General features: G+C 47.1%; 19 protein-coding genes. 13 read left to right on the top strand and 6 right to left on the bottom strand.

The window, feature by feature from the left end:
• The first annotated feature begins 63 nt into the window (after window positions 1-63).
• Window positions 64-1,410: a type II toxin-antitoxin system HipA family toxin gene (locus B3850_RS01545; RefSeq protein ID WP_286873981.1), complete on the top strand. Its 1,347-nt coding sequence runs from the start codon at window positions 64-66 to the stop codon at window positions 1,408-1,410.
• Window positions 1,407-1,718 (top strand): helix-turn-helix domain-containing protein, encoded by a 312-nt coding sequence (locus B3850_RS01540; protein WP_053954535.1) that lies wholly within the window; start codon window positions 1,407-1,409, stop codon window positions 1,716-1,718. The genes B3850_RS01545 and B3850_RS01540 overlap by 4 nt, the downstream gene beginning before the upstream one ends.
• A gap of 124 nt (window positions 1,719-1,842) precedes the next feature.
• Here B3850_RS01540 and B3850_RS01535 read toward each other — a convergent pair whose 3' ends face one another.
• Window positions 1,843-2,208 (bottom strand): SufE family protein, encoded by a 366-nt coding sequence (locus tag B3850_RS01535; protein ID WP_286873978.1) that lies wholly within the window; start codon window positions 2,206-2,208, stop codon window positions 1,843-1,845.
• A gap of 125 nt (window positions 2,209-2,333) precedes the next feature.
• On the opposite strand from B3850_RS01535, the gene B3850_RS01530 reads away from it, so the two are divergent.
• The 4 genes from B3850_RS01530 to B3850_RS01515 all read left to right on the top strand — a co-directional run bounded on the left by B3850_RS01530 (window position 2,334) and on the right by B3850_RS01515 (window position 8,161).
• A complete protein-coding gene (locus B3850_RS01530; protein ID WP_286873976.1) occupies window positions 2,334-3,083 on the top strand; it encodes an electron transfer flavoprotein subunit beta/FixA family protein in 750 nt (249 codons plus the stop codon).
• Complete coding sequence (locus B3850_RS01525) at window positions 3,080-4,009, top strand: electron transfer flavoprotein subunit alpha/FixB family protein (protein WP_088768824.1); 930 nt, start codon at window positions 3,080-3,082, stop codon at window positions 4,007-4,009. The genes B3850_RS01530 and B3850_RS01525 overlap by 4 nt, the downstream gene beginning before the upstream one ends.
• 174 nt (window positions 4,010-4,183) lie before the next feature.
• Window positions 4,184-6,019 carry a DUF1302 domain-containing protein gene (locus tag B3850_RS01520; RefSeq protein ID WP_286873970.1) on the top strand — a complete coding sequence of 612 codons (1,836 nt, stop codon included), beginning with the start codon at window positions 4,184-4,186 and terminating at the stop codon, window positions 6,017-6,019.
• A gap of 120 nt (window positions 6,020-6,139) precedes the next feature.
• Window positions 6,140-8,161 carry a S9 family peptidase gene (locus tag B3850_RS01515; protein ID WP_286873968.1) on the top strand — a complete coding sequence of 674 codons (2,022 nt, stop codon included), beginning with the start codon at window positions 6,140-6,142 and terminating at the stop codon, window positions 8,159-8,161.
• Here B3850_RS01515 and B3850_RS01510 read toward each other — a convergent pair.
• Window positions 8,158-8,907, bottom strand: coding sequence for a glycosyltransferase family 25 protein (locus B3850_RS01510; RefSeq protein ID WP_273270413.1), 750 nt, complete (start codon window positions 8,905-8,907; stop codon window positions 8,158-8,160). The genes B3850_RS01515 and B3850_RS01510 overlap by 4 nt on opposite strands.
• A 1-nt stretch (window position 8,908) precedes the next feature.
• Window positions 8,909-9,703 carry a glycosyltransferase family 2 protein gene (locus tag B3850_RS01505; protein ID WP_273270414.1) on the bottom strand — a complete coding sequence of 265 codons (795 nt, stop codon included), beginning with the start codon at window positions 9,701-9,703 and terminating at the stop codon, window positions 8,909-8,911.
• A gap of 84 nt (window positions 9,704-9,787) precedes the next feature.
• On the opposite strand from B3850_RS01505, the gene ung reads away from it, so the two are divergent.
• Window positions 9,788-10,438, top strand: a complete 651-nt coding sequence (gene ung / locus B3850_RS01500; RefSeq protein ID WP_058576020.1) for a uracil-DNA glycosylase — start codon at window positions 9,788-9,790, stop codon at window positions 10,436-10,438.
• 7 nt (window positions 10,439-10,445) lie between these two features.
• On the opposite strand, the gene B3850_RS01495 is transcribed toward ung, so the two are convergent.
• Entirely contained in the window at window positions 10,446-11,606 is a 1,161-nt protein-coding gene (locus B3850_RS01495) for an endonuclease/exonuclease/phosphatase family protein (RefSeq protein WP_286911284.1), read from the bottom strand.
• A 452-nt stretch (window positions 11,607-12,058) separates the two neighbouring features.
• Here B3850_RS01495 and B3850_RS01490 point away from each other — a divergent pair, with 452 nt between their 5' ends.
• The 3 genes from B3850_RS01490 (at window position 12,059) to B3850_RS01480 (ending at window position 20,012) form a co-directional block, all read left to right on the top strand.
• The gene (locus B3850_RS01490; RefSeq protein ID WP_058576022.1) at window positions 12,059-15,259 is read left to right on the top strand and encodes a carboxypeptidase regulatory-like domain-containing protein; all 3,201 of its coding nucleotides are present in this window, start codon (window positions 12,059-12,061) and stop codon (window positions 15,257-15,259) included.
• A gap of 121 nt (window positions 15,260-15,380) precedes the next feature.
• On the top strand, window positions 15,381-18,527 hold the full coding sequence (locus tag B3850_RS01485; RefSeq protein ID WP_058576152.1) for a TonB-dependent receptor: 3,147 nt from the start codon (window positions 15,381-15,383) through the stop codon (window positions 18,525-18,527).
• A gap of 96 nt (window positions 18,528-18,623) precedes the next feature.
• Window positions 18,624-20,012, top strand: coding sequence for a Na+/H+ antiporter NhaC family protein (locus tag B3850_RS01480; protein ID WP_058576023.1), 1,389 nt, complete (start codon window positions 18,624-18,626; stop codon window positions 20,010-20,012).
• Between the two features lie 26 nt (window positions 20,013-20,038).
• Here B3850_RS01480 and tadA read toward each other — a convergent pair whose 3' ends face one another.
• Entirely contained in the window at window positions 20,039-20,515 is a 477-nt protein-coding gene (gene tadA, locus B3850_RS01475) for a tRNA adenosine(34) deaminase TadA (RefSeq protein ID WP_273268614.1), read from the bottom strand.
• A 92-nt stretch (window positions 20,516-20,607) separates the two neighbouring features.
• Between tadA and B3850_RS01470 the strand changes: the two genes are divergently transcribed.
• Genes B3850_RS01470 through B3850_RS01460 form a run of 3 tightly spaced genes read left to right on the top strand, consistent with a single transcriptional unit; the run spans window position 20,608 to window position 25,857 of the window.
• Window positions 20,608-21,918 (top strand): amidohydrolase, encoded by a 1,311-nt coding sequence (locus tag B3850_RS01470; RefSeq protein ID WP_286873949.1) that lies wholly within the window; start codon window positions 20,608-20,610, stop codon window positions 21,916-21,918.
• 1 nt (window position 21,919) lies between these two features.
• The gene (gene mltF / locus B3850_RS01465; RefSeq protein WP_286873946.1) at window positions 21,920-23,287 is read left to right on the top strand and encodes a membrane-bound lytic murein transglycosylase MltF; all 1,368 of its coding nucleotides are present in this window, start codon (window positions 21,920-21,922) and stop codon (window positions 23,285-23,287) included.
• Window positions 23,287-25,857, top strand: coding sequence for a zinc-dependent metalloprotease family protein (locus tag B3850_RS01460; RefSeq protein WP_286911283.1), 2,571 nt, complete (start codon window positions 23,287-23,289; stop codon window positions 25,855-25,857). The genes mltF and B3850_RS01460 overlap by 1 nt, the downstream gene beginning before the upstream one ends.
• Here B3850_RS01460 and rfaH read toward each other — a convergent pair.
• Window positions 25,850-26,347 (bottom strand): transcription/translation regulatory transformer protein RfaH, encoded by a 498-nt coding sequence (gene rfaH, locus B3850_RS01455; protein ID WP_053954460.1) that lies wholly within the window; start codon window positions 26,345-26,347, stop codon window positions 25,850-25,852. The genes B3850_RS01460 and rfaH overlap by 8 nt on opposite strands.
• Window positions 26,348-26,411 lie beyond the last annotated feature (64 nt).

Here is a 26,411-nt window from a genome sequence, read left to right as displayed (position 1 = left end):
AGGTTGCAAAAATAGATTTGTTTGTCTATTTTGAGTGTAATATCACTCAATTTTAGGTGCGTCATGAATAGTCTAACGGTACAGGCTTACCTGCAAAACCAATGGCAGGACATAGCCATGTTAACTTTTACTGAACGAGCCGGGCAGAATGAACCCGACGTACAAGTGCAGTATAAAACGGACTACGCTATTGAGCACCTGGAGCAGGATGATCACCATGCTGTTTCCTTAAACCATCCCGTTCAGCTTTATTTCGATGACGACGATCAACCCGGTTGGCTTCGCTTTCTTGATGATATTATTCCAAGTGGTGCAGCTCGACGGTTTTGGGTGGATCAGCTTGAAATACCCAACTTGCCACTAAGCGAACAAAATTTGGTTTTATTAGAAAAGGCCGCAATTGCACCTGTTGGACATTTGAGAATAAAAGAAGCTGTCGAAAACCAGAACAAATCTACAAACCCTCCTCAGTTTAAAGTCAGAGACGTTGTAGAGAGAAACGCAAGTTTTCTTGAATATGCTCAACAGCGAGGAGCCATTGCCGGGGGAGCCACCGGAGCGGGCGGGGAAGCGCCAAAACTGTTGCTGCGATGCAACAATAATGACGAGGTTTGGATAGATACCTTTCAAGACGGTACCAATACTCAGGACGCATTTTATCTGGTGAAGTTTCCCCGAGGTCAACGAAAGCAAATTGATTGCGATATCCTGCGCGCGGAATATCACTTTTATTGCGAGCTTGAGCAAATGGGAGTGAGCGCCATAGCAACCGAACAGATGAGGCTTGAAGAAGGAGATAACTTTCCGTCACTTTGGCTTCCGCGTTTTGACGTTGAAGTTGTTAATGGTGTCGTTACTCGCAAGGCAATGGAGTCTGTCTACTCTATTTTAAAAAGAGCCCCCGGTGTACGTCTTCGTCATGCCGATGTAATACGTGAGTTAGTCAGCAAAATTGAAAACTCATACACGGTGAAAGAACAGGGAGCTTATTTTAATGTAGAGGCGTTCGTAACCGAATGGGTACGAAGGGATTTATTGAATATCGCTTTTGGTAACTCGGATAATCACGGTCGTAATACGGCATTTTTCAGGGATGAAAGTGGTATAAAGCTCACGCCAATTTATGATTTTGCGCCGATGCGAGCTGACCCCGAAGGAGTGCCAAGATCAACTGTTTGGGGAGAGCCAATGGAAAGTGGTGGCGAATATAACTTTGGCGCCCTCTGCGAGGAGCTTTCTGATTTAATTGAACCCGAACAATTGCTCGGTGACCTGAATACATCGGCTGAGCGACTTATTGGTTTGGAAAGTAGATTAAGAGAACGAGGCGTTCCAGACAGCATTATGACGATGCCTAAAGTCGGACTGGCAAATATTCCAGAAAAACTGAAACGCTGGGGGCTGCTATGATTAAGAGTAACCAGCTTAGCGGCGAAGAGCGAGAAGCTCTTATTGAACGTATTGCGCTACAACTATTACAGGGTGACATAAGCCAGGGACAAGCGTTGCAGGAGTTCAGGAAAAAAATTACTGGGTTGAATCAAAGCGATTATGCCAAGCTCACAAGAACTTCCCGAAAGACCGTTTCAGAAGTTGAAAATGATCTAGGCAATTATTCTAGCGACATAATTAATAGACTGTTTAAGCCCTTTGGGTTAAAAGTCGGCCTGGTTCCGGCATCCGCTCGGTTAAAGCGCCGTACATTGAAGGTATCGTGAGCGCGCCCGGTGGTTATGGGAGCTACTGCGGAGGTGTGCAGCGCCATGGACGGCGCTGCCCAAGCCCTACAAGGATGTATTCACGGGCGTCCTCCGCAGTAGCTCCTATAACCTCAGCGCTCACTCACGCCTCAATAACCCGCAACTTCAGGGTTTTGGCGACCTGATACAGGCCGTTGCTGCGTGAGGGACTTAGGGCGTTATCTAAACCTTCGGCGCGATAAAAGGCGTCAATGTCAAAGTCGGCTATTTCCGCTACCGAGCAGCCGTCCAGCCGCTGTTGCAGTAGTGCCAGTAGCCCGCGCACAATGCGCGATTCAGAATCAAAACGAATCACTACCGCCTCTACATCAGAAGTATCCAGCCACAGCCACACCTTTGCCTCGCAGCCACCCACCAGATGATCGTCATCACGACATTCCGCCGGATATTCTGCTAGACTTCTAGCCTGTTGCACTAGTTGACGAAAAAGCTGTTCCCAGCTGGCCATGTAAACTCTCCCTTACGGCAATAGAGTTTTATTCTCCCACAACTTGTGAGATCGACGCCAGTTTAGGATAATGGCAGCATAATAAACACCAACATTAAGAACATTCCAGCAAAAGGAAGTACAACATGAAGATACTCGTCGCGGTTAAGCGCGTCATTGACTACAACGTCAAAGTTCGTGTGAAACCAGATCAGTCTGATGTCGATTTGGCGAACGTCAAAATGGCACTCAACCCATTTTGCGAAATAGCAGTAGAAGAAGCGGTGCGTTTAAAAGAAGCCGGTACTGCTGATGAAGTTGTGGTTGTGTCAATTGGACCTAAAGCCGTTCAGGAACAACTTCGCACTGCCTTAGCACTTGGCGCTGACCGTGCTATTCAGGTTGAAACCGATGACATGCCGGACTCTTTATCTGCTGCGAAAATTCTCAAAGGCGTGGTAGAGAAAGAAGGGCCGGACATGGTCATTCTGGGTAAACAGTCTATCGATTCAGACAACAACCAAACCGGTCAAATGCTGGGTGCTTTAACCGGCATGCCACAGGGCACTTTCGCGTCAAAAGTCGAAATGGGTGACGGTTTTGTTAATGTGACTCGCGAAATTGATGGCGGTCTGCAAACCGTTAAATTGAACCTGCCAGCAATTGTTACCACCGACTTGCGTCTGAACGAACCGCGTTACGCGTCACTGCCAAACATTATGAAGGCCAAGCGTAAGCCGCTGGAAACCACAACACCAGACGAGCTGGACGTTGAAGTAAAACGCACTGTTAAGCTGCTGAAAGTCGAGCCGCCTGCAGAGCGCAGTGCGGGTGTGAAAGTTGCCGATGTTGACGAGCTGGTAGACAAACTGAAGAACGAGGCCAAAGTATTATGAGCATCTTAGTAGTAGCAGAACACGACAATAACGCAGTTGATCCTTCAACGCTCAAAACGTTAGCCGCTGCCCAGAAAATCGGTGGCGATATTCATGTACTGGTTGCTGGTAAAGGCTGCTCAACTGTTGCTGAGAACGTGTCTAAAGCGGACGGCGTGAAGAAGGCGATTTTGGCCGATAACGAAGCTTACGAGCACCAGTTGGCTGAAAACATCAGTGAGTTGGTCGCAGAGTTAGGCAAAGACTATAGCCACATCCTGGCACCAGCGACCACGACCGGTAAAAACTTTATGCCGCGCGTTGCTGCTTTGTTGGACGTAGCGCAAGTATCCGACATTATCGCGGTAGAAAGCGACGACACGTTCAAACGTCCTATTTATGCGGGTAACGCTATTGCTACCGTTCAATCAGAAGACAACATCAAAGTCATTACTGTCCGTGCAACCGCATTTGATGCGGTAGCAGCAGAAGGTGGTAGTGGTGATGTTGAGAGCATCGATTCAGTGTTTAACAACGACAAATCTGAGTTTGTTGGAGAGCAACTGGCGGACTCTGAGCGCCCAGACCTGACGGCAGCGGAAATCGTCATTTCCGGTGGTCGTGGTATGCAAAACGGTGAAAACTTCCACATGCTGGAAGACATTGCCGACAAACTAGGGGCGGCGGTAGGCGCATCACGTGCGGCCGTTGACGCTGGCTTTGTCCCTAACGACATGCAGGTGGGTCAGACCGGTAAAATTGTTGCGCCACAGCTTTACGTGGCTGTCGGTATCAGTGGTGCTATCCAGCACTTAGCCGGTATGAAAGACTCCAAAGTCATCGTTGCTATCAACAAAGACGAAGAAGCACCTATCTTCCAGGTGGCGGATTACGGTTTGGTAGCCGACTTATTTGATGTTCTTCCCGAACTCAAAGAAAAGTTATAAAACACTTTTGAAGACTCGTTACCAGCGTCAATTTAGACGCTGGTAACGACATTTTCCCGCACTTTTTCCAACAACTTGTTATCTTTTCGTGTTCATACACTTGCATATTTTTAACTCATCGGACATGATTCATCTATAACCGCCAAACAAGTTTAAAGGATTAGGTGGCTCACAATGAAAAGAAGAACAACTATGCTAAAAAAACTTCCTCTGGCTACGGCCATTGCACTGAGCTTTGCGGCTACAGGCCAGGCTGCTGACTTCGAAGTCGGCGACTATGAAATTAAATTCGACTCTATTCTGTCCTACGGTGCGTCATGGCGTATGGAAGATCAGGCCAACCACCTGATTCATCCAGGCAACCGCGCAGGCGGAACCGCAGGCTCAAGTGTCGGTGATGACGGCAACTTGAACTTTGACAAAGGCGACTTAGTATCATCAGTTTTCAAAGGTGTTCACGATTTAAGCATTGACGGTGATAATCATGGTGCTTTTGTGCGCTTTAACTATTGGTACGACTATGTGATTTCTGAAGAGGAAATGCCGCATGGTCACAGTCCCAATGGCTACTTCCCGAATAAGAAACTAAATGATGATGCTTTTGACGATTATTCGCAGGGGCATGGAGTTGAGTTGCTAGACGCATTTGTTTATGCAAACTTTGATATCGGTGATATGCCTGCAAACGTCCGTGTGGGTCGTCAGGTATTAAGCTGGGGTGAAAGTACCTTCGTTTTCAACGGCATTAACGACATTAACCCGTTAGACGTCAACGCCGCTCGCCGTCCAGGTGCTGAAATTAAAGAAGCCTTGTTGCCAGTCGGTATGATAAGTACCAACATCGGTTTAACCGACGTAATGAACTTTGAAGCCTTCTACCAATATGAGTGGGACAACACCAAGTTGGATGGCTGCGGTACGTACTTCTCAAGTGTTGATATTATTGGTGGTCCGGGTTGTGGCACCGTTACGCTAAACCCCAGTATAGGCAATGGTATCTCGTTAAGTGATCGCCAATCTTTTGAGGCGGGAGCTTATATTGGAAGCAACCCGCGCATTGAAGCCTCTGACAGTGGTCAGTGGGGCGCAAACTTACGCTACTACTCAATGGATCTGGGTGCTGAGTTTGGTGTTTACTACCTGAACCTGCACAACAACACACCAATTATTTCTGCGTATAACTGGAGTGTTGATCCTCGTCCTTATCAAGAAGCGGCGGGAGCAGCTGGTCAAGCACCAGATTATGCATGGTCGACACCAAATGGTTATCCGATTGATGGTCCACGCTTGGTACTGGAATATCCGGAAGATACTGAAGTTTATGGTTTAAGCTTTAGCACAAACCTCGGTATGTGGTCTGTGTCTGGTGAGTATAGCTACCGTGACGGTATGCCGGTACAAATCAACACCACTGAAATTTTGACCGCTGGCTTACGTCCTAACACGCCAAGCACATTTGCTGATCGAGTAACTACAACGCCTCTTGGTGAAAAGGCAAATGGTTATGACCGCTTAGATGTAAGTCAAGCACAAATTAGTTTCGTTCGTTTCTTCGACCGTTTCTTAGGTTCAGATCGTATGACCTTTGTCGGTGAGGTAGCGATGAACAGTGTTCACGACATGCCGGGCATTCAAGAACAACGCTACGGTCGTTTACCGTTATTTGGTAAGTGCTTAACAGAGCAGGACGCTGGCCCAATGGCAAATGGCAACTGCGAAGGTTTTGTGACCTCAACATCCTGGGGTTATCGCACGCGTTTCCAGTTTGAATATTCAAACGTGTGGCAAAGTTGGGGGTTAAATCCAACAGTCCAGTTTAACCATGACGTAAATGGTCATTCGCCAAACAGTAACTTTATTGAAGACCGCAAATCTCTGGGTCTGAATTTAATGGCTGACTACCTGTCAACCTATAAAGTGACTCTTGGCTACACCATGTATTCAGACAGCGACTTAGACCCGTTAGCGGACCGTGACTTTGCGTCCGTTAGCTTCTCATACGCGTTCTAATACATTGATTCATGTTTTGAATCGCGATAAAACCGTCTCTAAGAGGCGGTTTTTTTATGTCCGTATGCGAATGTAGCCTGACGTTACCTACGTCAGGTGTAATGTCTGGGGAGAACAACAATGAAAAAGTGGATAGTTGCAGCAGCGGCTCTGGCTGTATCAGGTGCCGCAGTCGCTCAGGAAAAACTGGCGTTAGAAGACGTATTCACTCTGGAGTACGCATCGTCACCGACCATTCACCCAAGTGGCGAGTGGAGCGTATTTGTCCGTCAGTCTATGGACATACAAAACGACCGTAAAGTAGGGCGCTTATGGAGTGTCTTACCTGACGGTGATATTCGTCCATTAACCGGTGAGAAAGGCAGTGAGAGCCAACCCGTATGGTCGCCCGATGGCAAACGGTTAGCCTATGTATCGACAGAAACAGGCAGCCCGCAAATCCATATCTATTGGGTCGACTCGGGTGAAAGCGCCGCCATTACTCAATTAACGAAAGCGCCGTCAGGACTGAGTTGGTCGCCCGATGGTAGCCAAATCGCATTTTCAATGTTTACACCAAAGCCAGAACCTGCTCCGGTAAGCTTGCCGGGAAAACCCGAAGGGGCAAACTGGACAACACCACCGAAATATATCGATAAAGGCAATTACCGTTATGACGGCGGTGGCTATGCAGAAGACGGATTCCAGCAAGTTTATGTTGTGCCTGCTACGGGAGGCTCGCCACGTCAGTTAACCGAGGACGAATTTAACCATGGTGGTAATCTGGCCTGGTCAGCCGACGGGAAACGTATTTTCTTTTCAGCGAATCGTCGGGACGACGCATTCCTTAACCCTGTAAATAGTGAAATTTATCAGCTAACCGTTGCTAGCAAAGAGGTATCGCCAATTACTGACAGAAATGGACCAGACGGTTCACCTAAAGTGTCACCAAACGGCGAGAAAATAGCGTATACCGGTTATGACGATGAAAAAATGAGCTATCAGATTACTAAGCTCTACGTCATGAATACCGATGGCACTGATATCGAAGTGTTAACACCAGACTTAGATCGCAGCGTTACTGGCTTTGAGTGGGACTCTGGCAGCCGTGGCATCTATTTTACTTATGACGACAACGGAATTGGGCAACTGGCACGAACGGACTTAAACGGCGAGCACACGCACTTAACTGACCGCGTGGGTGGCCTTTCTTACAGCCGACCTTATGGTGGAGGCGACTTCAGTGTTGCAAAAGGGGACAAAATTGCTTTTACCATTTCAAACCCAATGCGCCCAGCTGAATTGGCGTTATGGCAAGACGACAATGTCCAACAAGTGACTCGCCTGAATGAGGACGCGTTAGCTCACAAGCAACTCGCAAAAGTAGAAGAGATTCGCTATAAGTCGAGCGTCGATGGTAAAGACTTACAGGGTTGGATTGCGTATCCGCCCAACTTCGATAAAGACAAAAAATACCCATTGATGCTGGAAATTCATGGCGGTCCACATACTAATTATGGTCCGCGTTTTGCCGCTGAAGTTCAGCTCTTTGCAGCGGCCGGTTATGTCGTGCTGTATACCAACCCTCGTGGCAGTACTAGCTATGGTGCTGATTTCGCCAATGAAATTCATCATAACTATCCAAGCGATGACTATAACGACCTTATGGACGGCGTTGATGCAGTAATTGAAAAAGGTTTTATTAACGAAGATGAGCTGTTTGTCACCGGTGGCAGTGGTGGTGGCGTACTAACTGCTTGGATAGTGGGTCACACAGACCGCTTCAAGGCAGCTGTTGTGGCGAAACCGGTCATTAATTGGTACAGCTTTGTGCTCACTGCAGACATGTATAACTTCTTCTACCAGTATTGGTTCCCGGGCCTACCATGGGATAATATGGAACATTACATGGAGCGCTCGCCAATTAGCTACGTTGGCAATGTGACAACGCCGACCATGCTATTAACCGGTGAGAATGACTACAGAACGCCCATGTCGGAAACCGAGCAATATTATCAGGCCTTGAAATTGAAAGGTGTCGACACTGCTATGGTGCGCATTCAGGACTCAGGCCATGGCATTTACGCGCGGCCCAGCAACCTGATGAATAAAGTTGCTTATATCTTACATTGGTTTGAGAAGTACCAAGAGAAAGAAGATTAACTTCTTTCTCTGTTTTTATGGTAGCGGCGGTTCTGGCAAAAGAACCGCCATTGCTCTTTCAAACGAACCCAGCCCCTGCGCCTGGCATCGTGTCTGTTGGCAACACTGAAGATATCACTTTCGTGCGTATGACTGTTATCAACGGTGTAAGGGAGCAAGCCGAGAACATGAGCACCTGTTTCCCATTGCCATTGCATATCAACATCGACCGGGCGAAAAAACGGTGTACGAGACAACATTTTCTTTGCGCCTTTTCGACTTATTAAATAACCACAAGCGCCCATCGGCGGTTTAATATAGTCGACTAATTGAAAGTCGCCAATAGTGTCCAGCTGTCTGGACTCTTTGGGTTTGAATGGTTGAGCTAGTTTAATAATATCCCAGTCAGAGTAAGCGCTGTTCTCAATTTCAGCAGTGGCATGATGCAAGTGAGCAAATGCCGGACTAAGCACAATGTCATCCTCGAGGATAATGGCTGCTTGATGATCGCTATCTAATAACTTTTGCCATGCCTTTCGGTGACTCATATAGCAAGCGATTTCCCCTTGCGTTAAATCATAATTATAGCGTTCTGCGTTTAGTTTATGGCTATACGCTGCGTTTATGTCTGAAGTGGATATCACTCGCCCATCAATGGCGGGGACACGCTCATAGTCAAGGCCGAGCTGTTTCATCGATTTGTCGACATCTTCAAGGCGATGACGAGAGCGGTCGAGGTTAATTAAAAATATCGGTAAAAATGACATGTTATCGCTCTGACTTTTCTACATCGTCACCGCGCTTACGCCTGTAGGCGCGCTCATAAAGCTTAGCTTCAGTGAGAAAAAAGTGAAAAGCATCAATATTTGCCTTAATAAAGCCTCGCCAACCGGCTAAAAACATCCGGCGGATAAAGTAAAACTTGATGAACATCAGCGGGAATATAAGTAATACCCGAGCTAAGCTGCAGTGACGACCTCTCTCTTCTCGCTGTTTAGCCTTCAGCAGCGAATATTTGTTCAGCTTATCCATGTACCCATGTGCTGAATCGTAGCCATAATGTTTAACATCGATCGGCAAATGAGTCAGAGGCGGCTCTACCTCGATATGCTCATGAACTTTGGTTGATGTGTTCCAGTGAGACTTAGATTTTCGGTAGACTCGGCGGAAACGGTGGTGGCGATGACCGGGCAGAGAGTGCCCCATAAAGATATCGTCGTGAGCTAAATAGATACCATTGATATCATTCTGCGCGATGCGATGTTGAATGGTTTCAAAAGCGCCCTCAGGCAGAACCTCGTCCCCATCTAAGTTGATGACCCAGTCGTTTTTGCATTGCTCTAGAGCAAAGGCTTTTTGTTTTGCATAGCCTAGCCACGATTGGTGAATAATTCGTGCACCGTGGGTTTCGGCAATTTCGAGTGTATCGTCGGTGGAACCTGAGTCGACTAACACTATCTCGTCGGCGCCTTTGACACTGCTGAGAACTTCATCTAAATGACGGCCCTCATTGAGTGTTATTAAGTAAACACTTACTTTCGGTAAGCTATTTCGCTCTGTCATGCTAAACCTTGAAATCATTCAGTTGAGAAGTGGGATCATATCGTTTTATGATACAAAGGTGTAGCCTGAACTAAAGGAATTCCAATGCCCTGGAGCGACTTACTTGCCGAAGAAAAACAAAAGCCGTACTTCAAAGAATTGTGGCAACGTGTTGAGTTGGCACGTCAGCAGACGGTCGTTTACCCTCCAAAGGAAGAAGTATTTAATGCACTGAAGTTGACCGAGCCCGAGCAGGTGAAAGTGGTTATTCTGGGGCAGGACCCTTATCACGGGCCAGGTCAGGCGCATGGGCTGAGTTTTTCTGTTAAAGAAGGCGTGAAGTTTCCGCCGTCACTGCGCAATATGTTTAAGGCAATTGCTCTGGACTACCCAGACACCGTACTCCCTCAACATGGAGACTTGACCGCATGGGCGCAGCAAGGCGTGCTCTTATTAAATACAGTGCTTACGGTTGAGCAGGGAAAAGCGCACAGTCATGCAAGCTGGGGTTGGGAAACCTTCACCGATACCGTTATTAAAAAAGTGTCGGAAGCGACAGAGCATGTCGTGTTTTTATTATGGGGTTCACATGCTCAGAAAAAGATCCCGCTGATTGATGGCACTAAGCATTACATTCTGACCGCGCCACACCCATCGCCCTTATCTGCGCATCGCGGCTTTTTTGACGCTAACCATTTCAAAAAAGCCAACGATTATCTGCAGCAGCACGGACGGCAGCCCATTAAATGGGCGTAAAGGGCGTTTACTTCACAATATCTATCCACACCAAGCGGTGGTCAGAAGAAGCCTGGCGCTTTTTCATCATGTCGGCACCTGGCTCATCGTTAACGGGCCAGAAAACCCCTGCATTTTTGACCACTAAGTCATCAGACGGTAGGGCGTAGTCAACGCGCTTGCGCCAAGCCGCTGTGTGAAATTGAGAACCCTCAATATCCGGCGAATGCAATTTACCACCCTCGCTTTGTGGCTTAACGTCGTTGACGCGCGGGTGCTCGAGGAGCTGCTCAATTGCACCGTCAACACCACCTGCGCCTGCTTGTGCATTCATGTCTCCCAGAATTACAAAGCTAGCGTCTTCACCTAGCCCGCCACGAACACCGTTATCGTCATAAAGATAGTTATCGCGACCAGGTGTTAAATAATCAGCAAACAAGCGGATTTCATCATAGTTGCGCATTCCGTTACGGTTCTCAGGACCGTCAAAGACAGGCGGTACCGGGTGCGCCGCTAATAGGTGAATAACACGGTCCCCAATTTTTACCGGCACATCCCAGTGAGATTTCGAGCTCAATGGATATTGGGCCATAGCGTCTTCAGAGAACCAGGGCTCAGATGTTGGCTGCTTATCGGAGTCATGTACATAAGGAATGTGGCGGCCCGGCATATCTTTCCATAGGAAATGCTGGAAGGTACGCGCGTCCTCGGCTGCCAGAGGGTATTTTGACAAAATAACCATGCCGTATTGACCCGGGTACCAACCAAAAGCCCAGGCATCGTCACCAGAGCCACTGGCTTTGCCATCGCGGTTTAAATCGAAAGGTGAAGGCACACCGGTGTTAACAGGGGCGGTGTAGGCATAAGGGTAGTCAATAGCTGCCTGGCCGTTTTGAGACACTTCTAAATAATCACTGCGGAAAACATCAATACCTACGGCTTTATCAACGTAGTCAAACTCGTTCAGTAGGACCACATCGGGACGTACGCGTTGAAGTATTTCTGCAATACCACGAATTTGCTCATGGTTTTGCTCCAGAACACCAGGAAGAGGAGAGCTCTTCAGCGTAGGGAGTTCGTTTTCCGGCAGATAATTAGACGCGTCCATACTGACATTAAAAGTTGCAATACGAACCGTCTCAGGTTCGCTTTTGCCAGAACCTGCGAACGCAGAAAGAGAAGTGATCATAAAAAGTACAAATGTTGAGTATATTGAAAACCGCATAAAGCCCATGGGAATGCCTGTTTGAGAAACGCCTATGACAATTAAGAAGAATAAAGGTTCCCAAAGCGCTAGGCAAGGGCGAATATTTTGATTAAAATATGTCACATATCTGACACATAAATGTCTTAGAAGCGTAATGAATCAAGCGGCATACCCAACAGCTCCGACCACCAACCACAGTCTCGAGGCTTATCAAGTCATGAGCTTCCCTGTGATGAATCAGCTGTTATGCCGTGGGGCATCATCGAATAATAAACAAACGTCTAACTTTTCTTCTTTTTATTATTCACTGCTCCCTCCCTCCAAAGCTTTCGCTTCGTTAACTTTTTCCTTTTTCTTTCACAGAATTGTCACAAATAAGCTATACCCTTATTTGTGCTTAAAAACCCAAAACCAAAACCGGGAAGAACAAAACTATGTTTAACTCTACTTTCAAGCGTACAGCTCTTGCGGCTGCTATTGCTATGGGCCTTAGCGGTGCTGCTTTCGCTCAGGAAACATCATCATCTATGCGCGGTGTTATTACTGGCCCTCAGGGTAACCCGGCTGCAAATACAAAAGTTGTCATCATTCACCAACCAACAGGCACGGTTAATGAGTTTACAACTAACGAAGACGGTGTTTTCTCCGCTAAAGGTCTGCGTGTTGGCGGTCCTTATCAAGTTATCCTTGATTCCGATAAATACCGCGACGCGGTTTTAGAAGGCGTTTACCTTGATCTTGGAGACACATTCCGTGTTAGTCGTCAGTTAGAGTCAGCAGACATGGAGCGCTTAGTTGTTAGCGGCTCGGCTATCATGATGGAAAGCGGTGGTGCGAGCAGCAGCTTTGGTGAAGATACCATTGATAATATGCCAAGCTTCAATCGTGATCTGAAAGACGTCGCTCGCATTAACCCGCTAGTAACCATCAACGGCTCAGGTGAAATGACTATTGCTGGCGGTGACCCACGCATGAACAGCGTCACGGTTGATGGTATTGGCCAGAATGATGACTTTGGTCTGAATTATGGTGGCTACCCAACTGAACAGCCTCCCGTATCGTTAAGTGCTATTGAGCAAATATCAGTGGATGCCGCGCCGTTTTCTGTGAAAAAAGGCGACTTCTCAGGCGGTACTATTAACGCGGTAACTAAGTCAGGTACTAACGAGTTCGAAGGCGAGTTATTTTACGAGTTTTCTGACGCCGACTTAAAAGGTGACGTACAGGCGGTTCGAGAGAATTATGGTGACCTGGACGAAAACGGCTATCGTACATACCGTAATGAAGACATTGAGCCTAATCAGTCAATGTCGACTTTTGGCCTGTCTTTCGGCGGCCCTATTATTAAAGATGAGTTATTTTTCTTCACCAGTTATGAAGAATGGAGCCGTGAAATCGATTTAGACTACGGCTTTGAAGGCAGCGGCGCTACTAACGAGTTCTACGTTTCTGAAGCAGACTATAATGAATTTCTTCGTATATTAGACGAGCGTTATGGTATTCAGGATTCTCTAGGTGGGGACCCAGAGAGTAAAGATCGTAAGTGGTTAACTAAGCTAAGTTGGAATATTAACCAAGCTCACCGTTTAGATGTGACCTACCAGTGGCAGGATAACTCCGATGAGCGTAACTTCTCTACCGGTGGAGATTTTGTTCAGTTGGCTTCGCGCCGATACACATACCATACGCGCATGAACAACATCAGCGCTCGTTTATACAGTGACTGGTCTTCAAATTTCATTACTGAAATGGGTATCACCTACAAAGATGTGGAAGCTAACTCTTTAACTAACTCAGACATTGGTTCGGTTCAAGTAGACATGTTCTTCAACGGGCCTAGCTTTGCGTTTGGTACCGACGAATACCGCCACAGCAACGTTGCTAAGAATGACAATTTGACCTTCAATTTCGATGCAACTTACTTAATGGGTGAGCATGAAATTGTTTTTGGTACCCAAGTTGAGCAGTTAAGCCTTTACAACAAATTTGTTCCTAATGCTTTAGGGTCGTGGGAGTTTGATAACTTCTATGGTTTCGAAAACGGTATTGTTGGCAACTATAATGGCAACTGGGACTTCAGCTACCAGAATGCTTATACCAACAATCCGGAAGACGCGGCCTATGAAGTTGATAGAACTACGTTAGCGCTATATGTTGGTGATACGTTCTATGCAACGCCAAACTTGGAGATTAATGCTGGTTTGCGTTACGAGCGTTTAAGTTCTGACGACAAGCCAACATTAAACGAAAACTTCCAGGAAGCGTATGATGGCATGACCAACCAGGAAAACTTGGACGGTTTGGATATCTTCCTTCCGCGTATCAGCTTTAAGTATTATACCGACAGCAGTTTAGTGGTTCGTGGCGGTATTGGCCGTTTCTACGGCGGTGTTCCTAACGTTTGGTACACCAACCCATTCACAAAAGACGGTGTAACACTTGTACAAGCGCCGAGAAGCGCAGTTGTGGATTATTATTCGAACAACACCGTTACAAGTTTCGATGGTGTACCACAAGAAATTCAGGACGCGATGCAGCAAGGTGACGGTAGTACCAACTATACGGATCCAAACTTCGAGTTACCGAATGACTGGCGAGCTCAACTGGCTCTAGACTACGAGCTGGATATTCCTTACTTAGGTGATATGTTTAATGCGACTACGTCATTGATGTACAAACGCATGAAAGACCAGCCTGTTTGGTATAATACTGCGATAGTAGAAGCCGAAGTAATGGCTGACGGTGAACGTATTATTCATGAGTCTCGTTATGAGGGGGATCGCTCTCAAAACTCAGATATCATGTTAAGAAATGCACCGGAAGACGGTCGCGCTTACATTTTCTCGCAGTCTTTAGCAAAACAATGGAATAACGGGGTAAGCTTTACAGCAAGTTATACTTACCAAGATGTTGAAGATAATGGCGCTGGTTCTTCTTCACAGGCAGCAAGTAACTATAAGCACTATGTTGCTAAAAACCGTAACCAAGCATTTTCAGCAACGGGTAACTTTGAAACTGAACACAGCTTAAAAATTACTTTGGGCTATAAGAAAGAGTTCTTCGCGGACTATGAAACCCGTTTTAACCTGTTCTTTGAACGCCGTTCAGGTCGTCCGTTTAGCTATGCTATCGGCATGTATCAAGATGGCGACTTTGGGGATACGCCAGAGTTCTTCAGTCAATCAGCTTACCTGCCGTACATCCCGTCAGGTGCCGATGATCCTAACGTAGACTGGGAAAACTCAATTAGCTGGGAAGAAATGCAAATGCTGCTAGATAATGCGGGCATCTCTTACGGCGGTGAAGGTTATATACTTGACAGAAACACTCACAACCAGCCTTGGGTTACCGACTTGGATCTAAGCATTCAGCAAGAAATTCCAGGGTTTATGGATGGTCACAAAGGAATCTTATACTTAACCATCGACAACTTTGCTAACTTGCTGAACGATGATTGGGGCATCGAGCGCCGTCTTCAGTATCCGCAGGTTAACTTGTATGACTTGGGTGGCGTTAATGACGAAGGTCAGTATCAAATTGACCCTGTTTATAGAGGCTACTATCCGAATAACTACAGTACTGTCGACATGAGCTCCTCCTGGAGTGCCAAATTAGGTGTTCGTTACACCTTCTAAATTAAACAGCCTCGCAACTCGTTGCGGGGCTTTTTTTTGGATAAATTTCACACAAATGTCACAAATGAGCTATACCCTTATTTGTGCTAAAAACCAAAACAAAACTGGGAAGAACGAAACTATGTTTAACTCTACTTTCAAGCGTACAGCTCTTGCGGCTGCTATTGCTATGGGCCTTAGCGGTGCTGCTATTGCTCAGGAAACATCATCCAGCATCCGTGGTGTGGTCACAACGGAATCTGGGCAAATGGTGTCTGGTGCTACCGTCCAAATTCGTGACGAACGTACCGGCAGTGTGAAAACGCTGCGCTCGAATGAACAAGGAACGTTTTCATCACGTGGTATGCCAGTAGGCGGTCCATACACTATTGTTGTAGAAGGTCCTGAAGGTAGAAACCAAGTTGTTGAAGATGTTTACCTTACCCTGGGTGACTCACAGAATGTGAATGTGCGTTTAGAACAAGAAGTCATGGAAACCCTGAGTGTGACAGGCTCTATGACCAGTAACGCGCTATACGGTAGCAACAGTCCGGCAGCGAACTTTAACTTGCAAGACTTAGAAAATGCACCTTCAGCAAATCGTGATTTAAAAGATGTCGTTCGCATTGACCCACGTATCTATATTAATGAAACCAACGCTGGAGATATTCAGTGTGGTGGTGCTAATCCGCGCTTCAACAGTTTGACTGTTGATGGCGTTCGCATGAATGATAACTTCGGTCTGAACAGCAGTGGTTATCCGACCGAACGTATGCCGTTTTCTTATGACGCGATTGAACAAGTCGCTGTTGAATTTGCGCCATTCGATGTTCAGTACGGCGGTTTCACTGCTTGTAACATTAACGCTGTAACTAAGTCTGGTGACAACGAAATGTTTGGCGGTGTGTTCTATGACTATACGAATGACTCTTTGCAGGGCGACGAGTTAGAAGGCGACAAAATTAACGTTGGTGACTTCAGTGAAAAGCGTTATGGCTTCAACCTTGGTGGCGCAATTTTAGAAGACAAACTGTTTTTCTTTACCTCTTATGAAAAGCTCGAAGGTTCAGACACTTTTGATCGCGGAGCAGAGGGCTCTGGCGCTGCTACCGAGGTGGCGGGAGTTACTACTGCAGATGTTGAGAGAATTGCGACTATTGCTCAAGATATCTATGGCTATAATCCAGGTGGCTTCCCGTCTAGCCTGCCTGTTGAAGACGAAAAGTTCCTGGCCAAGTTAGATTGGTACATAAGTGACGCACACCGTGCTTCACTAACTTACAACTATAACGATGGTTACTCTATCGCTGAATCTGATGGTGATTCAGATGAGCTTGAGTTTTCTAATCACTTCTACGAGCGTGGTTCTAAGTTTACCTCCTATGTCGGTGAGTTATATTCAGACTGGAGTGATAACTTCTCAAGTGAAGTACGTGTTGGTTACTCAGAGCTTGATGCACGAGTTAATCCTCTTGGCGGAACCGACTTTGGTGAAGTACAAATTAGTGTGAACGATGCAACAGTTTACTTAGGTGCTGACGACTCTCGTCACGCGAACAAACTGAAGTACGATACCACTTTCTTTAAAATGAAAGGTACGTACTTGCTAGGTGACCATGTTATTTCTGCCGGTATCGAGCGTGAAGAGTACGACGTTTTCAACTTGTTCGTGCAGGAAGCCGAAGGTGAGTATCGCTTTGGTTCTATCGATGACTTTGAGGCAGGAACACCTTACGCAGCAATTTATGAAAGTGCAGCAGGTACAAACAACCCACAAGATGCTGCTGCTGAGTTTGCTTATGCAGTGAATACCGCTTATATCCAGGACGAGTATTATTATGCGCCAATGGATATCACGTTCACTTACGGTTTACGTTATGACTGGTACACAAGTGATGACTACCCAACTTACAACCCGTTAAATGAAGAGCTTTATGGTTTCTCAAACCAGCAAAACATGGGCGATCAGGACTTACTGCAGCCGCGTTTTGGCTTTAACTGGTTCGTGAATCCTGATATTGAAGTACGTGGTGGTATTGGGTTGTACTCAGGTGGTAACCCGAACGTTTGGATTTCTAATAACTACTCGAACAACGGTGTGACTCAATACGAAGCATTCCGCGACTTCTCAGGACAGTCATTGTTCGATGTGCCGCATACTGGTGAAGGAAACCCAATTTACGATATTCCTCAGGAAATGTTTGATGAAGTTGCTAATGCAGGTGGCCAAGGTCCGATTAATACAATGGATCCTGACTTCGAACTACCTAAAGAATGGAAATATGCTTTAGGTGCAACTTTCACATTGCCTGATGACTATATTTTGATGGCAGATTTCCTATATACGGATAAGAAAGATGCAGCCGTTATTTATAACTTAGGTCTTGAGCAAGTTGATACAGCGCCGGATGGCCGTCCAATTTTCAATGAAATGTCAACTGACGGTCGTGATCAAGGCGACGACTTTATGCTGACAAATGTGGATGGTGACTCAGGCTCTCAAACTACGTTATCTTTAGCGTTAAACAAGTCGCATGATTTCGGGTTAGATTGGACATTAGGTTACGCTTACAATAAAGCAGAAGACGTTAACCCAATGACTAGCTCAGTGTCGTTCTCAAACTACACTAACCTGGCAACCGCAAATGCTCAAAACCCAGGTGTGGCAACGTCAAACTATGAAATTCCACATCGCTTTACGTTCAAAGCTAACTACACTAAAGAGTTCTTTGATGGCTATGATACAACCGTTACGCTATTTGCAACTCGCAACAAAGGTCGTCCGTTCTCTTACACGATGACTGACGGTGCGTTTGGTGATATTGCATATCAAGGACGTAGCTTGCTGTATGTTCCTACCGGTATCGATGATCCGAACTTCGCTGTTGGTTCAGACGACGGTACGCCGTTTGCGACTGCTGACTTCTTTGAGTTCTTAGAAGAGTCTGGCTTGAACAAGTACGCTGGTGGTATTGCACCACGCAACGAGTTCAACAGTAAATGGTGGACGAAAGTTGACTTGCGCTTAGAGCAAGAACTGCCTGGCTTCATGGAAGGACATAAAGCTTCAGCATTCTTCGTGATTGAAAACTTAGGCAACATGATTAACGACGACTGGGGTGTGCTTTATGAAGCAAGCTTCCCTCGAGCAGTCACTATTGCTGACGTTGAGATCAATGATGCTGGTCAATACCAGTACAACTCATTCCGTGATGTGAGTAACGTACAAGCTCGTGCGGGCGCACCGTCACTATGGTCTGTCCGTTTAGGTGTTGAATACAAGTTCTAAACAGGTTTAACACCTCCGAATAAACCGCCGCTGGTATTGCCCGCGGCGGTTTATTATTTTAACCTCCCTATATCAAACACAAACTAACGTACCCACATGGAACTGAGCTGGACGAGCCTTTTACCTTCCCTGCTGGCAATTGTCTTTGCCATTGTTACCCGAAAAGTGTTGCTAGCCCTTATTGGCGGCATTATTCTGGCGAATGTTCTACTGTTCTGGCCTGCTCCGGCAAATATTGCCTATGGCACACTCGACAGTACCTGGGAAACACTTATTGACCCGGGCAACATGCTGGTTTGGTTTTTTACGCTGGGTATTGGTGCATTATTTGGTGTATTAGAAAAGGGCGGTACGTTTAAACAGTTTGTTCTCAAACTTGAGAGTAAGCAGTGGATAGAAAGCAAGCGCCGAGCGCGTTTTATGACTTGGTTTCTCGGTGTCATTGTCTTCATTGAGTCCAACGTGACTATCATGATTTCAGGCACTACCTCACGGCCTATTTATGATCGACTGGGCATTTCTCGTGAAAAACTCGCTTACATCGTCGACTCGACCTGCGCAGCAATTTGTATTCTTATTCCGCTGAACGCCTGGGGAGCATTTAACTTAACGCTTATTTCAAAGCAGGGCGTTGATCAGCCACTCATGGTGTTTATTCAATCTATTGCTTTTAATTTCTACGCCATATTTGCCGTTTTGCTAGCGTTGTTCGTGGCCTTATTCGACTGGAATATTGGTCCTATGAAAGCGTTTGAGAAAAATGCCGTGCCCGATCAAGTCTCTAAAAACCCGTGGGGGGATGGCCCTGACGAAACAGCGACTTTCGGCAAAGGTACCGCAGTGGTGCTGACCAGCCTTATTTCCCTGGTCGTTATGGTACCGGTTATGTTGCTTATCACCGGGAACGGAGTCTTGGTTGAAGGTGACGGCACGCTGAGTGTCTTTATCGCCATATACATAGCATTGGGCATTGCGAGTATCGGTACCTTGCTGACGCAGTCGGTCAACATTAAAGATATCGTCGAGTACATACTAAAAGGTGCCTGGAATATTTTGCCGTTGGCTGTCATTTTATGGTTGTCGATAGCGCTTGGCGGACTGACACGAGACTTGGGCACAGGTGAGTTCCTGGCGTCTGTTCTGGACGGCTCGGTGTCGCTATGGATGCTGTTACCGCTTATTTTTGTACTGTCGGCAATTACCGGTTTTTCCATAGGCTCCAGCTGGGGCACCTTTGCCATAATGTTGCCGCTAGCCATTCCTTTGGCAATGACACTCGGTTTGCCGCCCGCGCCGTTTATTGCCGCTGCCATTTCGGGAGGTATTTTCGGCGACCATGCATCGCCGATATCGGATACCACCATTATTGCCTCTATGGCCTCAGGCGTTGAGCATATCGATCACGTCAGAACACAATTGCCGTACGCTTTAATTGCAGGTGTTGGCGCGACTCTGGCTTATGCGGCAACCGGGCTACTGATGTAGTCCGGGTTTTATTTAGTGTGAGTTGGCTAAGAACTGGCCGGCTTGGTCGACGACTTACGACGCGCCCGGAAAAAACGCCGCAAAATGTCGCCACATTCGTCCGCTAATACGCCGCTTTCAATCTCAACTTTGTGGTTCATCGACGCATGGTTCAGCACTTCAATGGCGGTGCCAGTCGCACCCGTTCGTGGGTCGCTGGCGCCAAACACTAAGCGCTTAACCCGAGCATGAGTAATGAGCCCGGCACACATGGCACAGGGTTCTAAGGTGACGTACAGAGTGGAGTCGACTAGCCGATAGTTTTCAATAGACTGCCCAGCGGCACGAATGGCTTGTGCTTCTGCATGGGCGGACGGATCAGATAGGCTAATAACCTGATTATAGCCCTCGCCAATAATCTCGTCGTTTAGCACCAGCACCGCACCAACCGGTACTTCGTCCGCTTGTTGCGCTTTTTCGGCAAGCTCTAATGCTCGCTGCATATAAATTTCATCGGTTGTCATGGCGGCGATTTTAGCGCAGGATATTAGCCAGTACCAGAACAACAATTCCTCCCGGTTTGACGAGTTCAATTTGGGAGCACAGGAGAGCATTTATGAAAAAGCTTGCTATCAGTGTACTGTTGGCCAGTAGCGCCACTTTGGGAGCCTTTGGCCTCCCCAGTCAGGCTATGGCGCAGCAGTCGCCAGTGACTGTCAGCAATGACTTAGAGCAGCAAGTCATTGAATGGCGCCGTCATATCCATGCGAACCCTGAATTGAGTAACCGGGAGTTTGAAACTGCCAAAATGGTGGAAAAACACTTACGGTCATTGGGGATGGAAGTGGCGACAGGCGTTGCTCATACCGGTGTCGTGGGACTGTTAAAAGGTGGTAAATCAGGACCCACTGTCGCACTTCGTGCCGACATGGACGCTTTGCCGGTAACAGAAAAAACCGATGTGCCGTTCAAGTCGACAGTTACCTCTGAATACCGGGGCAAAGAGGTTGGCGTTATGCATGCCTGTGGCCATGATACTCACGTTGCCATGCTTATGGGCGCAGCGACCAAACTGGCAGAAATGAAAGACCAGTTGGAAGGTAACGTTATGTTTATCTTCCAACCAGCAGAAGAAGGCGCACCAGAAGGTGAAGAAGGCGGAGCAGAACTGATGCTAAAAGAAGGTTTGTTTGGCGACCTTATTGCTGAAAACAAACCGGAGAAAGTGTTCGGAATTCACGTTTGGGCTGGCTTTCCGACCAGTCATGTGGGTTATCGTAAGGGGCCATTAATGGCTTCGTCTGATAAATTTGAAATTACGGTGAAAGGTAAACAAACTCATGGCTCAACTCCATGGGGCGGTGTTGATCCAATCGTAACTTCTGCGCAAATCATCAATAACGCACAGACCATTATTAGTCGCCAAACGAACATTACCAAAGCGCCTGCGGTGCTGTCGTTTGGTATTGTCGAAGGCGGCGTTCGTAACAACATTATTCCCGACGATGTGACGCTTATTGGTACTATCCGTAACTTCGACATGGACATTCGCAGTGATATTCACGCGAAGTTAAAGCACACTGCTGAGAAAACAGCGGAGGCTAATGGCGCTGAAGCCCATGTACATGTTGACCTAGGCTATCCGGTAACGAGTAATGATGACGACCTCGTAGAGCAGATGCTTCCGGTAACGAAAGCTGTAGCTGGCGCAGACAAAGTCAAAGAAGTGCCTTTAGTGACAGGCGCAGAAGACTTCTCTTACTACGCACTGGAAGTGCCCGGGATGTTTGTCTTCTTGGGAGTAACACCACCTGAGCGAGACATGAGCAAAGAGCCCAGCAACCATTCGCCTTACTTTTATGCGGACGAAGACGCGCTGAAAACAGGTACGGAGCTTTACGTGAATTGGGCGCTGGAATCACTCTAATATGCCGAAGTCTGCAGTTTATTTTTTAGTAACCTTGTTTCTGGCCGTCACAACATTGACGGCCTGTACCCCCCAAACCCGACCGGATGCCATGACGGTTGTGCAGGAACGTCAGGTGCTTCGAGTTGGAACCTTGATGAATCCAACCAGTTATTATTTCGACCATGATCGGGAGCAGGGCTTTGAGTATGATTTAGCGAAACGCTTTGCTGATCGTTTAGGCGTCGAACTGGAAATGGTGCCGCGGTTCGACATAAATGACTTATTTACTATGTTGCGACGCGGGGAAGTCGATATTGTAGCTGCGGGTATCGATAGAACGTCGACGCGGGCACAGTTGTTTCGTTTTAGTCCCCCTTACGACGTTATTAGCCAAAAAGTAGTGTTCAAACAGGGATCTCGTCAGCGTCCGCGAGACTTACAACAAATTACAGACGGTGAAATTGTGGTGGTAGAAGGCAGTTCGCACCATGAGTTTTTGAAAAGCTTAGGGGACAGCATTCCCACGCTAAAGTGGCGTGCAACGTCAGACCATGATGCCGTTGAATTATTACGTATGGTTATCAATGAAGAAATTGATTACACCATTACGGACAGCACGGCGCTAGATATTCAGCGGCGCTTTCATCCGGATTTGAGCGTGGCATTTACGGTTAAACACGACCAGGACATTGGCTGGGCGTTACCACAAAGCAATGATGACTCTCTGTATGCAGCCGTTATTGAATACTTTGGGGAAATTCGCAGTAGTGGCCGGTTGGCACACATTAAAGAGCAGCATTTTGGGCACGTAAAACAGTTTAACTATGTAACGACTAGCCTATTTATAGAGGCAGTAGATACCATACTGCCGAAATACAAAAGTTTATTTAGAGAGCACTCAGGCACTCTGGACTGGCGCTTACTGGCTGCTATTTCTTATCAAGAGTCTTTGTGGAATCCGCGGGCGGTGTCACCAACCGGCGTGCGTGGCATGATGATGCTAACACTACCGACAGCAAAAGCGATGGGCGTGAAAAGTCGCTTGAATGCGGAGCAGAGTATTCGCGGTGGAGCACGTTATTTAGAGCGTATGTTAGAGCGGGTGCCTGATAGAATTCCTCAGCCAGACCGTACCTGGTTTGCATTAGCCGCGTATAATATTGGCTTCGGGCATTTGGAAGATGCACGCATTCTGACCGAAAAGCAGGGCGGCAATCCAGACCGCTGGGTCGACGTGAAAAAGCGTTTGCCTTTATTGCGTCAGAAGCAATTTTATCGACAAACACGGTTTGGTTTCGCGCGAGGCGACGAGCCTGTCACTTACGTTGGTAACATTCGCCGGTTTTACGACACCCTTAAGTATTTAGACGAACAAGGCCGACTTTAATGAAAAAAATAGCTGCTGCGGTAATCGTCGCTCTAACACCAATATTTACCTGGGCTCAAAGCTTGGGGGATACTATCCAGTTGGATGTCAACGGCGAGTCTATTGAAGCGACGCTTGCGGAACGACTTTCTTCACAAAATAGCTATCGTCTGACCTTTGAAACCAGCAGCGGCGACACGCAACACCTTGGCTTTATGCACAAACGAGGTGAGAACCAGCTTATTTCAATCACTCACCCAAAGGCGGGCTCCGTGATTATTCGCACGGTAAAGGGTAAAACGGTAGTAGAAACCACCAGCTTATCGCCGGCAGAGCCTAAGCAACCTCGAATTGAGAGAAAGACTCCAATGAGCGTGAAGGCACAAGCCCTGCCTCAGAAGTCTTACTCCACCAAAAAATCGGCCGCTCCAGCGGATGAGGTTCAGTTATTTGATAACTCACTCGATGTTTTGTTTATCTATGATGACCGGCTGCTAGGGTACGCCGAAGAAAATGAGTATGACCTAGACTTATCCATTCAAAGTGCAGTTGAATTTAGTAATAGTATCTTCGAGCGCTCAAATCTACCTGTCACCATGACGATAGCAGGCTTGGAACCTTTCAGACCTGACAGTACAACAAGCTTTCCTAATGAAAACCCAGAAACAATACTGGATGAGCTGATTAATAATCAGCGCGTGATACGACTGGTTGATCGCTACAAAGCCGATGTGGTGCATTTTGTCGGTGCTGAAAACCCCGACCTTTGTGGCATTGCGTTTAGAGCCTCCGAGTTTAATACCAGTGACAATAAAGTGAATTATGTCAGTGGTGGCTCAAACGCCGGTTATACCGCTATAGAGTGCATGGGGAGCGGAACTGTTGCACATGAAGTTGGGCACAATTTTGGTTTGCGACATGACAGGTTCACGCTAGCTGACCCTGAAACCAAGTCTGATGTGCCCGCAGAAGATTTCCATATACCTTACGGTTATATTAATACTGATGAAGGTTTCTTCACTACAATGGCTTACGAAAGCATTTGCCGAAAGAACTCTGTTTCAGGCGATTGTTATAGTGAGCCTGCGTTTTCAAACCCGAACTTAGTTGATTCCAAAGTCGGCCTGCCACTGGGCAAAGCAGAGGTCGAAACAGATGCTGCGAATGCCAGCCTGGCTGCCCAACGTAGCAGTGTTATTTGGTCGAATAACAGCTCAAGAACGAATTTAGCGGGTATGCAAGCTACTCGTTCAGGGAACGATGAAGTTACGCTGACGTGGCCAAGAGTTGAGGGTGCGGACAACTATGCAATTTATGCCAATGCGTGCGGAGATATCGCTGGGTTATCTCGGCAACAACTTCTTGATACGGCGTCTAATCAGGCAATTAACACCAATGGGGCTGTGACCCCAGCCGGTGGTGGTTTTGACAACTTGTGCGTTATTGCCGTCGAGCAAATCAATCCTGACACAGCCCGCTGGCGCTTTGTCAGCAATGCCAGCTTTAGTGGTGACTACACCGACGCAGCGGCTAATTATCTCTTATTGAATAATAATGTTCTCAGTCTGGTTGAAGCCGGTGATCAGGCGCAGGTTACTATCGAGTTGTCTGATGAAACCACTACCAACGCCTCTCTTCAGTTGGCTCTGCCGATAACAGCCAGCGGCACCGACGTCAGTCAGCAAATAGGCATCGACAATGCGGCTGAATGGTTCAGCTGGGAAGTAACCGGCTCAGGCACTACTCGAACAATGACAGTAACCCTTAAAGAGTCACTGGCTGATATTAGTGCCGGCCTGGACAAAGACAATGTTCACAACCCATATCATCTGCCGTTAAAAGTAGTGAATACTGAGGCGCCGGACTTCTCCGTGTCCAGCGGTTTATGGATTGATCCTGAAAGCATGACAGGTGGCGCCGCACAAGCATTTATTAGTCAGGGTGAGCGTGTTGGAGAGGTCATGACGCTGGACTCTGCGATTAGCGTTTATAATGTACCTGAGGACGTTGCTATTACGGTGGACGACACCGACGGCGTTATTCAAAACTTTACCGCAGCAGAAATTGATCCGGCCGTTGAAGGCGAGCGTCGTATTCAATTAACTGGTGAAACACCGGCCGTCGACCAGGCGTTGTCCGTACCACTACAAGTGAACTTTAGCGACGGGAGTGGCAGCATTAATGTGTCTTTGACAGTGGAACCAAGAGCCATAGCGCCCACTATACGAAGCTTCCGCGCAAGCAATACTATCGCTGGACAGACTGTGTCGCTAACTGCAACTGTGACTGATGCTGACGGAAACTTAGATGCATCCAGCATTGAGGTCGTTAGGCTAAACAGTGACGGTAGTGAAAGCAGTGTTTCTAACGTCAATTATGAAGGTGATACTGTCTCCGCGTCATTAGGTAGTCTGTCAACCGGCGATTATGAATACCGACTGACCGCAAGCGACACCGAAGGGAACAGCGAAACCGCAACAACCAGCTTCACCGTTACAGAAGCTTCGTCAGGAAGTAGCGGCGGTAATGCCGCCTGGTTACTGTTATTGGCTCCAATAGCTTGGTTGGTGCGACGCAAAAGCGTTACTTAAACTGAAGCTCTTTGTAACTGAAGTTGGCTTTAACTTCTTTTTGCATCCACTCGAGCATGACGAAGCATCGTGACTCGCCGTCAAGCTGAACAATTTTGGCAAGGAAGCCACGGAACGGCCCTTGCTGAATTTCGACGCTGTCACCCACTTTCGGGGCTTGTTCATCGGTCAGTTCGTCAACGCCTTTCATTTCATCGACCCACTGCTGTGGAATTTTGGGAATATTGTTACCAAACCTCAAGACGCCAGCCACACCATAGGTACTGCGTATTTTGTAAAACTGCTCGATAATATCGTCTAGCTTCACAAATAAATAATTCGGGAACATAGGCTCAACAACCGACGTGCGAACGCCGCGGCGAATTTTTTTCACCGTTAACTTAGGCGCAAATACTTCAAAACCCTGGTTTTCAAGATTTAATGCAGCGCGTTCTTCCTGTTTAGGTTTCGTCCGAATAACGTACCAAACATCACTGTCGAGCTCGTTCATAACACATCCTTTCCTTTGTTGGCGGCGGATCTTTCCATATTAGCCTATACGACGCAAGCGTATT

This window comes from Idiomarina sp. UBA4520, assembly GCF_002388365.1.
Lineage (GTDB): Bacteria > Pseudomonadota > Gammaproteobacteria > Enterobacterales > Alteromonadaceae > Idiomarina > Idiomarina zobellii.
The sequence above is the reverse complement of the archived record's forward strand: the minus strand, read 5'-3'. Positions and strand labels throughout refer to the sequence as shown.